This is a genomic window from Stenotrophomonas sp., assembly GCF_032103445.1.
Classification (GTDB): Bacteria; Pseudomonadota; Gammaproteobacteria; order Xanthomonadales; family Xanthomonadaceae; genus Stenotrophomonas.
In genome coordinates this window covers 103072-115902 of the sequence record NZ_DAMDFR010000005.1, presented here as the reverse complement: position 1 = coordinate 115902, position 12831 = coordinate 103072, and the positions used below count along the sequence as shown (strand labels likewise).

The window sequence follows — 12831 nt, the reverse complement described above, 5'->3', positions numbered from 1 at the left end:
TTTCAGGGTTGGAATCCCTCGAAGCGAGTCCGCAATGACCAAATCCGAGCTGATCGAAATCCTGGCGCGCCGGCAGGCGCATTTGAAGTCGGACGATGTCGATCTGGCGGTAAAGTCGTTGCTGGAAATGATGGGGGGCTCGCTGGCCGGCGGCGATCGTATCGAGATCCGCGGGTTCGGCAGTTTTTCGCTGCACTACCGTCCGCCGCGCCTGGGCCGCAACCCGAAGACGGGTGAATCGGTCGCGCTGCCGGGCAAGCATGTCCCGCATTTCAAGCCGGGCAAGGAACTGCGCGAGCGCGTCAGCGCCGTGGTTCCGCTGGAAGGCGACCCCGCCTGAGTCTGTACGTCTGCCACGCCGCAGGCTGGTAGAGCGGACCGCCGGTCCGCTACTCTTGGTCCCTAACGGAATGGGAGCTGCCACATGAAAGTTGCACGTCTGTTGATCCTGTTGGCCGTGCTGGTCGCCGGGCTCATTGTCGGTGCCCTCAATTCGCAGGAAATGACCCTCAAGCTCGGTTTCACCGAGATCCACTCCAGCACCGGGCTGGCAATCACTGTGGCCCTGCTGGCCGGCGTGCTGATCGGGGCCGGGTTGGTGCTGGTGGGCATGGTCATTCCGCTGTACTCCAAACTGCGCAAGGCGCAGAAAGCGGTTCCGGTCACGCCGGCCGCACCCGTTGCACCCTCTACTTCTTCTTTTGACGGACGCTGAGCGCCGATGGAATTCGTCTCCGAGTGGTTCTGGTTTTTCCTGTTCCTGCCGCTGGCAGCAGTCTCTGGCTGGGTGATCGGCCGGCGCGGTGGCCAGCGCCACGGCGACAACCAGGTCAGCCGCCTGTCCAGCACGTACTTCCGTGGCCTGAACTACCTGCTCAACGAGCAGCCGGACAAGGCCATCGAGCTGTTCCTGCACATTGCCGAGCTGGACAAGGAAACCTTTGAAACCCAGGTCGCGCTGGGCCACCTGTTCCGCCGCCGCGGTGAAGTCGACCGCGCCATCCGCCTGCACCAGGGGCTGGTCAACCGCACCGACCTGAGTGACGCCCAGCGCGTCCAGGCCCTGCTGGCGCTGGGCGAGGACTACATGAAGTCCGGCCTGCTTGACCGCGCCGAAACCGTGTTCACCGAGCTGGCCCAGATCGACCAGCGTGCCCCGCAGGCGCTCAAGCACCTGATCGGCATCTACCAGGCCGAACGCGACTGGGAAAAGGCGATCGACAATGCCACCCGTTACGAGGAAGTCACCGGCGAGCCGATGGGCAAGCTGGTCGGGCAGTTCGAGTGCGAGCTGGCCGAGCGCTACCGCGGTGCAGGCAAGATCGACGAGGCGAGGGCAGCCATCGCCCGTGCCTACCAGGCCGACGCCATGTCGGTGCGCGCGGGCATCATTGAAGGCCGCCTGGAAACCGACTCCGGCAATGCCGAAGCCGCCGTGCGCGCCTTCGAGCGCGCCGCCCGCAACGACCCCGAGTATCTGCCCGAAGTGCTGCAGCCGTTGATGCAGAACTACCGGAAGGTCGGGGATCTGGGCGGCGCGCGCGCATTCCTGTCGGAAATGACCGAACACTACCGCGGCATTGCCCCGGTGCTGGCCCTGACCCAGCTGATGGAAGAGCAGGAGGGTGTCGCGCCGGCGCGCGCCTACCTGGGCCGCCAGCTGAAGGACCGTCCTTCGGTCCGTGGCGAGTCCGCCCTGATCGACCTGACCCTGGCCGAAGGGGCTGACTCGACCGCCACCCTGCACGACCTCAAGCACATCACCGACCAGTTGCTGGTGCGCAATCCCGCCTACCGCTGCACCCGCTGTGGTTTCGGCGCACGCACCCACCACTGGCAGTGCCCGAGCTGCAAGGAGTGGGGTACGGTCAAGCCGCTGCTGAACTACGCGGTGCTCTGAAACATGGCCCTGATCGGGGGACTGGGGTTGCTGGCGGTGCTGGCAACCTCGGCGGCGCTCACCTGGGGAGCGCGCCATTACGCGCTGCGGCGCAACCTGATGGACCAGCCCGGCGAGCGCCGCAGCCACGTCGTGGCGACCCCGCGCGGCGGCGGCATTGCCATTGTGCTGACCCTGCTGTTGTCGGCGCTGGTCGCCGCGCTGTGCTGGCCTGACGCCTGGGTCACCCTGGCCGTGTTCAGCGTGGGCCTGGTGCTGGTGGCCGGGATTGGCTGGTGGGACGACCATCGGCCATTACCCGCCGTTCGTCGGCTGCTCGTTCATGTCGTGGCGGCCGCGTTGGTGGCCGGCCTGGTCTGGCAGGCCACCCACAATCCGCTGCAGGCCCTGCTGGCACTGCTGTTCACGACGTCCCTGATCAACATCTGGAACTTCATGGATGGGATCAACGGGATTGCGACCACCCAGGCGGTGCTGGCCGGGATTGCCTTTGCCTGCGTGCTGCCGGGCCCGCTGGCCCTGGCCGGGGCGGTGCTGGCTGCGGCCTGCCTGGGTTTCCTGCCGTTCAACTTCCCCCGGGCGCGGATCTTCATGGGCGACGTGGGCAGCGGGGCGCTGGGCTATGCGATTGCGACACTGGTATGCCTGGGCAGCGTGGCGACCGATATCTCCTGGCTGCTGCTGCTGGTCCCGCTGACCGCCTTCCTTGTGGACGCAGGCTTCACACTCTTGTCCCGCATGCTTTCGGGACAACGCTGGACCGAGCCCCACACCCAGCATGTCTATCAACGCGCGATCAAAAGTGGCAAAAGCCACACTTTTGTGACCGGGATGTACTTTGTTTTTGGTCTGTTCAGTATTACAGTGTTTAATGCTTGCACGAATTTGCAGCCGAGGTGGGAGGCTGCCGTGGCCCTCGCGTGGTTGACCCTCGCGACCGGTCTTTGGCTACTCCTGCGCAAAGGAATGCGCCACTAACAGGATTCCTCGATTTTATGACGCCTTGGCAGGACCGCTTCACCAGTCTGCTTCCACGCGCCGCCATTGTGGTCCACGACCTGTTCATGGTCTGGGCCTGCTGGCAGCTGCTGCACGCCGGCCGCTACTCGATGCTGGCCGAGGCACCGTCGTTGCCGCTCTGGAACGTGGACACCTCCCTGGTGCTGGTCATCCAGGCCATCGTGTTCTGGCGCGTGGGTCTTTATCGCGGCCTATGGCGGTTCGCCAGCGTGGCCGACCTGCTGCACATCTTCAAAGCCAGCTTCATTGGCCTGCTCGCCATCGTGGTGGTGCTGGCCTACAAGCGTTTTGCCGGCGTCCCGATGTCGGTGCTGGTGATCTACCCGTTCGCGCTGTCGGCCCTACTGGGCGCGCCGCGCCTGCTGTACCGCGCGTGGAAGGACTACCAGTCGCTGCAGACCGACGCCAGCGCCCGCCGCGTGCTGATTCTCGGTGCCGGCCAGGCGGCCGAGGCGCTGGTCCGTGACCTGCGCCGCTCGGGCGATTTCGAGCCCGTGGGCCTGCTGGACGATGCGCCGCACCTGCAGGGGGCCAAGCTGCAGGGCCTGCCGATCCTCGGGACCCTCGACGATGCGCCCTCGATCGTCCGCGAAACCGCCGCCAAGCTGCTGGTGATCGCCATTCCCTCGCTGGATGCCGCGGGCATGCAGCGCGTGGTGGCCATCTGCGAAAGCACCGGCGTGCCGTTCCGCACCGTGCCCAAGATCAACGACGTGCTGCTGGGTCACTCGCTGCCCGGCGAGCTCAAGGAAGTCGCCATTGAAGATCTGCTGGGCCGCAAGCCGATCCTGCCGGACTGGTCGCTGATCCGCGGCTGGCTGGGCGGGCGCACGGTGCTGGTGACCGGTGCCGGCGGTTCGATCGGTTCGGAGCTGTGCCGCCAGTGCGCGCGCCACGGGGCAGGGCGGATCGTGCTGCTGGAAATGAGCGAGCTGCTGCTGTTGACCATTGAGGCGGAGCTCAAGCGCAGCTTCCCGGAGCTGGAGGTCGAGGCGGTGCTGGGCGACTGTGGCGACCCGGCGGTGATCCGCCATGCGCTGTCGCTGTCGCCGGTCGATGCAGTGTTCCATGCCGCCGCCTACAAGCAGGTGCCGGTGCTGGAGCGCCAGCTGCGCGAAGCGGTGCGCAACAACATCCTGTCCACCGAGACGGTGGCGCGGGCCTGCGTGGAGGCGCGCATTGAGCACTTTGTGTTCATTTCCACCGACAAGGCGGTCGATCCGGTCAATGCGCTCGGTGCCAGCAAGCGCTACGCGGAAATGATCTGCCAGAGCCTGGACCAGAAGACCTCCACGACCCGTTTCGTCACCGTGCGCTTCGGCAACGTGCTGGCGTCGGCCGGCAGCGTGGTGCCGCTGTTCCGCGAGCAGATCCTGAAGGGCGGCCCGGTCACCGTGACCGACCCGGAAGTCACCCGTTACTTCATGACCATTCCCGAGGCCTGCCAATTGATCCTGCAGGCCGCCGCGTCGGCATCGCACGGCGCGATCTACACCCTGGACATGGGCGAGCCGGTGCCGATCCGGGTGCTGGCCGAGCAGATGATCCGCCTGGCCGGCAAGCAGCCCTACAAAGACATCGCCATCATCTATACCGGGCTGCGCCCGGGTGAGAAGCTGCACGAAACCCTGTTCTATTCCGACGAAGACTACCGCCCCACCGCGCATCCGAAGATCCTGGAAGCGGGGGTACGTACCTTCGCGCGCGACCAGGTGCTGGGCAACGTGCCGCGCCTGCGCGAAGCCATTGCCAACTACGACACCGATGCGATCAACAGCATTCTGTTCGCGACGATGCCGGAGTTCTCGCCGCTGCAACAAGAAAATCACGTCGAGTCGGCTAATGTGGTGCCCTTTCCGGCACGAGAGGCCAACAGGCAGTGACCCAAAAGCGTATCCGCAAGGCGGTGTTCCCGGTCGCAGGACTGGGGACGCGCTTTCTTCCCGCGACCAAGACCGTTCCCAAGGAAATGCTGCCGATCATTGATCGGCCGTTGATCCAGTACGCCGTCGATGAAGCCATCGAAGCAGGGTGCGACACCCTGATCTTCATCACCAACCGCTACAAGCACGCGGTCGCCGACTACTTCGACAAAGCCTACGAGCTGGAGCAGAAGCTCGAGCGCGCCGGCAAGAAGGAGCAGCTTGAGCTGGTCCGGCACGTGCTGCCGAACGGCGTGCGCGCGGTGTTCGTGACCCAGGCCGAAGCGCTGGGGCTCGGGCATGCCGTGCTGTGTGCCAAGGCCGTGGTTGGCGACGAACCGTTCGCGGTGCTGCTGCCCGACGATTTGATCTGGAACCGTGGCGATGGCGCGCTGAAGCAGATGGCGGACCTCAACGAGGCCACCGGTGCCAGCGTCATTGCGGTGGAAGATGTACCGCACGAAAACACCGCCAGCTACGGCATTGTCGCCACTGAAGCCTTCGATGGCCGCAAGGGGCGCATCTCGCAGATCGTGGAAAAGCCCAAGCCGGAAGACGCCCCCAGCGACCTGGCCGTGGTCGGCCGCTACGTGCTCAGCCCGAAGATCTTCGAGTTGCTGGAAGCGACCGGCACCGGTGCCGGTGGTGAGATCCAGCTGACCGATGCGATCGCCACGCTGCTGCAGACTGAAGAAGTGGATGCCTATCGTTTCGAAGGCACCCGTTTTGACTGCGGCACCCATCTGGGCCTGGTAGAGGCGACCATTCGTTTCGCCTTAGAAAGCCATAAGCTCGGCAAGCCGGCGCGCGAGAAGCTGGCGCAGATGCTGGCGGAAGACGAAGGTTGAGGTAGTGCCGGCCGCTGGCCGGCAACCACGCACAAATGAAAACGGGCGGCCCGCAGGCCGCCCGTTCTTGTTGCAGGCATTGGTAGGTACCGACCGTTGGTGGTACCCACGTATCAATCACAGCGCTTCAAACACACCCGCAGCGCCCATACCCGTACCGATACACATCGTCACCATGCCGTACTTCTGCTGGCGGCGACGCAGGCCGTGCACCAGGGTGGCGGTACGGATCGCGCCGGTGGCACCCAGCGGGTGGCCCAGGGCGATGGCACCGCCCAGCGGGTTGATCTTCGACGGGTCCAGGCCGCAATCACGAATGACCGCCAGCGACTGCGCGGCAAACGCTTCGTTGAGCTCGATCCAGTCCAGCTGGTCCTGGGTCAGGCCGGCCTGCTTCAGTGCCTTCGGAATCGCGGCAATCGGGCCGATGCCCATCACTTCCGGGCGCACGCCGGCGACCGAGAAGCTGACGAAGCGGGCCAGCGGCTTCAGGCCGTAGTCCTTCACCGCCTGCTCCGACGCCAGCAGCACCGCAGCGGCACCGTCGCTCATCTGCGAGGAGTTGCCGGCGGTGACCGTGCCACCGAACTGACCGTTGCGGAACACCGGGCGCAGCTTGGCCAGACCTTCGGCGGACGAATCCAGGCGCGGGCCTTCGTCGGTGTCGACGATGCGGTCGCGGGTAATGATGCGGCGGCCGTCGGCCAGGTCCGGGGTGCGGGTACGCACGTCGTACGGGCTGATCTCGTCCTTGAACTCACCGGCCTGGATGGCGGCGATGGCCTTCTGGTGCGAGGCGAGGGCGAAGGCGTCCTGCTCCTCGCGCGACACCTTCCACTCTTCGGCCACCTTTTCAGCGGTGATGCCCATGCCGTAGGCGATGGCGACGTGGTCGTTGTCGAACACGCTCGGGGCCATGGCGATCTTGTTGCCCATCATCGGCACCATCGACATCGACTCGGTGCCGCCGGCCAGCATCAGGTCGGCGTTGCCCAGGCGGATCTGGTCGGCGGCCATGGCCACGGCCTGCAGGCCCGACGAACAGAAGCGGTTCACCGTCTGCGCGGCGATGGTATTGGGCAGGCCGGCCAGCAGCACGCCGATGCGGGCCACGTTCATGCCTTGCTCGGCTTCGGGCATGGCGCAGCCGATGATGGCGTCATCAATGCGGTTCACGTCCACGCCCGGAGCCTGGGCGACCACGCTCTTGAGCACGTGGGCGAGCATGTCGTCGGGACGGGTGTTGCGGAATACGCCCTTGGGTGCCTTGCCGACCGGGGTGCGGGTGGCGGCGACGATGTAGGCGTCCTGGATCTGCTTGGTCATTGCGGTGATCTCTCTATTAGTTACGCAGCGGCTTGCCGGTCTTGAGCATGTGCGCGATGCGGGCCTGGGTCTTTTCCTGCTGGGCCAGTTCGACGAAGTGCTTGCGCTCCAGGGTCAGCAGCCACTCTTCGTCGACCAGGGTGCCGCGATCCACCTCGCCACCACACAGCACGGTGGCGATGCGCACGGCGATTTCGTAGTCGTACGGACTGATGAAACGGCCTTCCAGCATGTTGACCAGCATCATCTTGAAGGTCGCGATGCCGACGTCGCCGGCGACCTGGATGCGACGTGCCGGCAGCGGCGGACGGTAGCCACCTTCGGCCAGCGCACGCACTTCGGCCTTGGCGATGTACAGCGCTTCATAGCTGTTGAACACCACCTTGTCGGTCGGGCGCATCAGGCCCAGTTCCTGGGCGTTGACCGCCGAGTTGGAGACCTTGGCCATGGCCACGGTTTCGAAGGTCTTCTTCAGTTCGGCGAACACGTCGCCGCCCGGGCCGGCGGCCTGCGAGGCGCGCACCGCCAGTTCCTTCAGGCCGCCACCGGCCGGCAGCAGGCCGACGCCGGCTTCGACCAGACCGATGTAGCTTTCCAGCGCGGCCACGCTCTTGGCGCTGTGCATCTGGAATTCGCAGCCACCGCCCAGGGCCAGGCCGCGCACGGCGGTTACCACCGGCACCAGCGAATACTTGATCGCCTGGCTGGTGCGCTGGAAGTTGTGCACCATCTCTTCGAACTGGTCGACCTTGCCGGCCTGCAGCAGGCCCAGCGCGCCGGCCAGGTCGGCACCGGCGGAGAAGGGTTCCTTCTGCTGCCAGATCACCAGGCCCTGGAAGCCCTGCTCGGCGCGCTTGATCGCTTCCTGCAGGCCGTTGAGCACGTGGTCGGACACGGTGTTCATCTTGGTCTTGAAGCTGACCACGGCAATGCCGTCGCCGTCGTGCCACATGCGCACGCCGTCATTTTCGAACACGGTTTCGCCCGGGCTGAAGGTTTCGCCCAGCACCGGATCGGGGAAGCGCTGGCGCTGGTACACCGGCAGCGACGAGCGCGGCAGCTTGGCGTTGCGCGACGGGCTGAAGCTGCCCTCGGCGGCATGCACGCCGTCGCGGCCGTCGAACACCCAGTCCGGCAGCGGGGCGTTGCTCATGCTCTTGCCGGCCACGATGTCGTCGGCGATCCACTGCGCCACCTGCTTCCAGCCGGCGGCCTGCCAGGTTTCGAACGGGCCCAGCGACCAGCCGTAACCCCAGCGGATGGCCAGGTCGACGTCACGCGCGGTTTCAGCGATGTCGGCCAGGTGATAGGCGCTGTAGTGGAACAGGTCGCGGAAGGTCGCCCACAGGAACTGCGCCTGCGGGTGCTGGCTTTCGCGCAGCTTGGCGAACTTCTCGGCCGGGTTCTTGATCTTCAGGATCTCGACCACTTCCGGTGCGGCGGTGCGGTCAGCGGCGCGGTAGTCCTGCTTTTCCAGGTCCAGCACGACGATGTCCTTGCCGACCTTGCGGAAGATGCCGGCACCGGTCTTCTGGCCCAGCGCGCCCTTCGAAATCAGCGCGTCCAGCCACTTCGGTGATTTGAAGTACTCATGCCACGGGTCGTTGGGCAGGGTGTCGCCCATGGTCTTGATGACGTGCGCCATGGTGTCCAGGCCGACCACGTCGGAGGTGCGATAGGTGGCCGACTTCGGGCGCCCCACCAGCGGGCCGGTCAGGCCGTCCACTTCGTCAAAGCCCAGGCCGAACTGCTGGGTGTGGTGGATGGTGGAGAGGATCGAGAACACGCCGATGCGGTTGCCGATGAAGTTCGGGGTGTCCTTGGCGTACACCACGCCCTTGCCCAGGGTGGTGACCAGGAAGCTTTCCAGGCCTTCCAGCACGGCGGCGTCGGTGGTGCTGGCCGGAATCAGCTCGGCCAGGTGCATGTAGCGCGGCGGGTTGAAGAAGTGCACGCCGCAGAAGCGGTGGCGCAGCTGCTCGGGCAGCACGTCGGCCAGCTTGTTGATGCCCAGGCCCGAGGTGTTGGAGGCCAGCACCGCGTGGTCGGCGACGAACGGGGCGATCTTCTTGTACAGGTCCTGCTTCCAGTCCATGCGCTCGGCGATGGCCTCGATGATCAGGTCGCAGTCCTTCAGCTGCTCCAGCCCAGTCTCGTAGTTGGCCGGGGTGATCGCCTCGGCGTAGGACTTGCTGGCCAGCGGGGCCGGGCTCAGCTTGCCCAGATTGGCAATCGCCTTCAGCACGATGCCGTCGGCCGGACCTTCCTTGGCGGGCAGGTCGAACAGCACGGTGTCGACGCCGGCGTTGGTCAGGTGGGCGGCGATCTGGGCACCCATGACGCCGGCACCCAGCACGGCGGCGCGGCGGACTAGCAGGGAATTGGACATGTCGATAAGCCTTTGGTGGTCGGTTCAGCCGGGCAAGCCCGGCTCTACGGGGGAACGGGCGCGGGCCCGGCGTTACGGGGTGGGAGCGGGGGAGGCGGCTGCGCTGGCGCGGAAGCCGGCCTCGGCGAAATGGATCAGTTCGTGGGCAGCATGGGCACGATGCGCCGCTTCGGTGACACCTGCGGGTCGCTTGATCAGCCCGAAGTCGGCCATGGCATAGGTCAGCGACCCGGCCAGGAAATCCAGCCGCCAGTACAGCTCTTCCTTGCTCAGCTCCGGCACGCAGGCGGCGATGGCCTTGCCGAAGTCGCGCAGCACGTGGCCGTAGTGGTCGGACAGGAACTTGCGCAGGTTGTCATTCTTTTCCGCATAGGCGCGGGCGATGACCCGCACGAAGGCACCGCCGCTCTGGCGATCCTGGGCCATGGCCAGCGCCGGCTCCACGAAGGCGGCCAGCACCGGGCGCAGCTGGCCGGGGTGATCGCGGTGGGCAGCGTCCAGCTGGGCCAGGCGGGCGGTGGTCATCTCGTCCATGCGGCGACGGAACACCTCGTTGACCAGGTTTTCCTTGGAGCCGAAGTGGTAGTTCACCGCCGCGATGTTGACGTCGGCCTGGCTGGTCACCTGGCGCAGCGAGGTGCCGGCAAAGCCGTGCTGGGCGAACAGCTCCTCGGCGGCCCCGAGAATGCGGTCCTTGGTGGAGAAGTGGGCGGGCTTGGCCATGGGTCGGGCAGGGTTCAATCAAACGATTGTTTGATATTAGACCCGGGCGGGCGCGCTGGCATGCTGCGGCGCAGCAGGATCTCGCTGGCGTTCAGGGTCTGTCCCGCTGTTCAGGTTTCCAGCGGTTGCCACGCATGGCGTGGCACCACGGCGTAGCGCCAGGCCAGAGGACGTTGTAGAATTGCGCTACGTATATAGGCTAAGCCCGCGTTTTGACGCGGGTTTTTTTCATGTTACTCTCGGGTCGATCAGTGGCCCGCCCAACGGAGAACCTCCCATGGCGCTGGAGCGCACCCTTTCCATCATCAAGCCCGACGCGGTTGCCAAGAACGTCATCGGCGAAATCTACGCCCGCTTTGAAAAGGCTGGCCTGAAGGTCGTGGCTGCCAAGTACAAGCAGCTGTCGCGCCGCGAAGCCGAAGGCTTCTACGCCGTGCACAAGGAGCGTCCGTTCTTCAACGCGCTGGTCGAGTTCATGATCTCCGGCCCGGTGATGATCCAGGCGCTGGAAGGCGAGAACGCCGTGCTGGCCCACCGCGACCTGCTGGGTGCCACCAATCCGAAGGACGCTGCGCCGGGCACCATCCGCGCCGACTTCGCCGATTCCATCGATGCCAATGCTGCCCACGGCTCGGACTCGGTCGAGAATGCCGCGATTGAAATCGCGTACTTCTTCGCCGCGACCGAAGTGGTCTCGCGCTGAGAGTAATGCCGTGAACGAGGTCGTACAGTCCCCCGCCATCCAGCCGCTGCCGAAAACCGCACCGACTGCTGGCAAACAGAACCTGCTCGACCTCGATCGCGAGGGCCTGGAGCGCTTCTTCGCCGAAACCCTCGGCGAAGCGCGCTACCGTGCCCACCAGGTCATGAAGTGGATCCATCATCACTACGTGACCGACTTCGACCAGATGACCGATCTGGGCAAGGCGTTGCGTGCCAAGCTGCACGCACACGCCGAAGTGGTCGTTCCCAACATCTTGTTCGAGAAGCCCTCCAATGACGGCACCCACAAATGGCTGCTCGCCATGGGCACCGACGGCAAGAATGCGATCGAAGCGGTCTACATCCCGGATAAAACCCGCGGCACGCTGTGCGTGTCCTCGCAGGTGGGCTGCGCGCTGAACTGCACGTTCTGCTCGACCGCCACCCAGGGCTTCAACCGCAACCTGTCCACCGCCGAAATCATCGGCCAGGTGTGGGTGGCGGCACGCCATCTGGGCAATATTCCGCACAAGCAGCGCCGCCTGACCAACGTGGTCATGATGGGCATGGGCGAGCCGCTGATGAATTTCGACAACGTCGTGCGCGCCATGAGCGTGATGCGCGACGATCTGGGCTACGGCCTGGCCAACAAGCGCGTGACCCTCTCGACCTCCGGCCTGGTGCCGCAGATCGACCGCCTCTCCGCCGAAAGCGATGTCTCGCTGGCGGTGTCGCTGCATGCGCCCAATGATGAGCTGCGCGAAACGCTGGTGCCGCTCAACAAGAAGTACCCGATCGCCGAGCTGATGGCTTCGTGTGCCCGTTACCTGCGCGCCAACAAGCGCCGCGAATCGGTCACCTTCGAATACACCCTGATGCGCGGCATCAATGACACCCCCGAGCACGCCCGCCAGCTGGCGCGGCTGATGCGCCAGTTCGACAACGCCGTGCAGACGTCGAATGCGGGCAAGGTCAACCTGATTCCGTTCAATCCATTCCCGGGCACCCGCTACGAGCGCTCGGACGACACCCAGATCCGCGCCTTCCAGAAGATCCTGCTGGACTCGAAGGTGCTGACCATGGTGCGGCGCACCCGTGGCGACGACATCGACGCCGCCTGTGGCCAGCTCAAGGGCCAGGTGATGGACCGCACGCGCCGACAGGCCGAATTCAACAAGACCCTGCAGGGCGGGAAAAACCGGAATGCCGCTGCCTGACCTTCGATTGCCAGCCGTTGTCTTCGTCGCGCTGGCACTCGCCGGCTGTGGCAAGCAGGGAATGACCATTCCTGATGACATCCGGGGCGTGGCTCCGGAATACACCGCCCGTGATGACGCCGACACGCGTCGCCGGGTGGCCTATGACAACAACGTCACCCTGGCCGCCGAAGCGGTGCGCCTGGGTGACCTGCCGCTGGCAGAGAAGCGTGGCCGGGCCGCGCTGAAGCTGGATGGCAGCCGTCCCGAGGTCTATCTGCTGCTTGCCCAGGTGGCCGGTGCGCAGGGGCGCGACGCCGACGTGGGCGAACTGCTGCGCAAGGCGGTCGAGGTCGCGCCGCAGCGGGGCGATGCGCTCAACAATTATGGTGCGTGGCTGTGTGGGCGAGGTCGCCCCGCCGAAGCGCTGCCCTATTTCGACAAGGCCCTGGCGTCACCCGGCTATCCCACCCCGTCGGCGGCCCTGGCCAATGCCGGGAGCTGTGCATTGAGCGCCGGGCAACCCGAACGCGCGGTACGTGACCTGCGCAAGGCGCTGGCGCTGGCCCCGGACAATGCCTTTGCCCTGGAGACGATGGCCCGCAACGAGTACACCCAGGGGCGCTTTTTCGAGGCCCGGGCCTTCGTGCAACGTCGTCTGTCGGCTGCACCGGCCACACGTTCCGTGTTACAACTTGCCTCTGATATCGAGGCGCAGCTGGGCGACGCAGTGGCATCGGGTCGCTATCTGCAGCGAATTCGCGACGAATTTCCGCACGACGCGGCTCCTAATTCCCGGGGTTGA

At 65.6% G+C, this 12831-nt stretch carries 12 protein-coding genes; 9 read left to right on the top strand and 3 right to left on the bottom strand.

Annotated elements, in window-relative coordinates:
* Positions 1-34: 34 nt before the first annotated feature.
* From RT551_RS03690 to galU, 6 genes are all read left to right on the top strand, one after another.
* Positions 35-340, top strand: coding sequence for an integration host factor subunit beta (locus tag RT551_RS03690; RefSeq protein ID WP_125360534.1), 306 nt, complete (start codon positions 35-37; stop codon positions 338-340).
* A gap of 84 nt (positions 341-424) precedes the next feature.
* Positions 425-715 (top strand): LapA family protein, encoded by a 291-nt coding sequence (locus RT551_RS03685; RefSeq protein WP_313455760.1) that lies wholly within the window; start codon positions 425-427, stop codon positions 713-715.
* Positions 716-721: 6 nt separating this feature from the next.
* Entirely contained in the window at positions 722-1900 is a 1179-nt protein-coding gene (gene lapB / locus RT551_RS03680; protein WP_313455759.1) for a lipopolysaccharide assembly protein LapB, read from the top strand.
* Between the two features lie 3 nt (positions 1901-1903).
* Positions 1904-2878 (top strand): glycosyltransferase family 4 protein, encoded by a 975-nt coding sequence (locus tag RT551_RS03675; RefSeq protein WP_313455758.1) that lies wholly within the window; start codon positions 1904-1906, stop codon positions 2876-2878.
* 17 nt (positions 2879-2895) lie between these two features.
* A complete protein-coding gene (locus RT551_RS03670) occupies positions 2896-4803 on the top strand; it encodes a nucleoside-diphosphate sugar epimerase/dehydratase (protein WP_313455757.1) in 1908 nt (635 codons plus the stop codon).
* On the top strand, positions 4800-5690 hold the full coding sequence (gene galU / locus RT551_RS03665) for a UTP--glucose-1-phosphate uridylyltransferase GalU (protein WP_313455755.1): 891 nt from the start codon (positions 4800-4802) through the stop codon (positions 5688-5690). The genes RT551_RS03670 and galU overlap by 4 nt, the downstream gene beginning before the upstream one ends.
* Positions 5691-5807: 117 nt before the next feature.
* On the opposite strand, the gene RT551_RS03660 is transcribed toward galU, so the two are convergent.
* From RT551_RS03660 to RT551_RS03650, 3 genes are all read right to left on the bottom strand, one after another.
* Positions 5808-7016: an acetyl-CoA C-acyltransferase gene (locus tag RT551_RS03660; protein ID WP_282297742.1), complete on the bottom strand. Its 1209-nt coding sequence runs from the start codon at positions 7014-7016 to the stop codon at positions 5808-5810.
* A gap of 16 nt (positions 7017-7032) precedes the next feature.
* Positions 7033-9405, bottom strand: coding sequence for a 3-hydroxyacyl-CoA dehydrogenase/enoyl-CoA hydratase family protein (locus RT551_RS03655; protein WP_313455753.1), 2373 nt, complete (start codon positions 9403-9405; stop codon positions 7033-7035).
* Positions 9406-9477: 72 nt separating this feature from the next.
* The gene (locus tag RT551_RS03650) at positions 9478-10128 is read right to left on the bottom strand and encodes a TetR family transcriptional regulator (RefSeq protein WP_313455752.1); all 651 of its coding nucleotides are present in this window, start codon (positions 10126-10128) and stop codon (positions 9478-9480) included.
* 277 nt (positions 10129-10405) lie between these two features.
* Here RT551_RS03650 and ndk point away from each other — a divergent pair, with 277 nt between their 5' ends.
* From ndk to RT551_RS03635, 3 genes are read left to right on the top strand one after another with little or no spacing between them, the layout of a single operon-like run.
* On the top strand, positions 10406-10831 hold the full coding sequence (gene ndk / locus RT551_RS03645; RefSeq protein ID WP_311190980.1) for a nucleoside-diphosphate kinase: 426 nt from the start codon (positions 10406-10408) through the stop codon (positions 10829-10831).
* Positions 10832-10841: 10 nt separating this feature from the next.
* A complete protein-coding gene (gene rlmN / locus RT551_RS03640; RefSeq protein ID WP_313455750.1) occupies positions 10842-12047 on the top strand; it encodes a 23S rRNA (adenine(2503)-C(2))-methyltransferase RlmN in 1206 nt (401 codons plus the stop codon).
* Positions 12034-12831, top strand: coding sequence for a tetratricopeptide repeat protein (locus RT551_RS03635; protein ID WP_313455748.1), 798 nt, complete (start codon positions 12034-12036; stop codon positions 12829-12831). Before rlmN ends, RT551_RS03635 begins: the two co-directional genes overlap by 14 nt.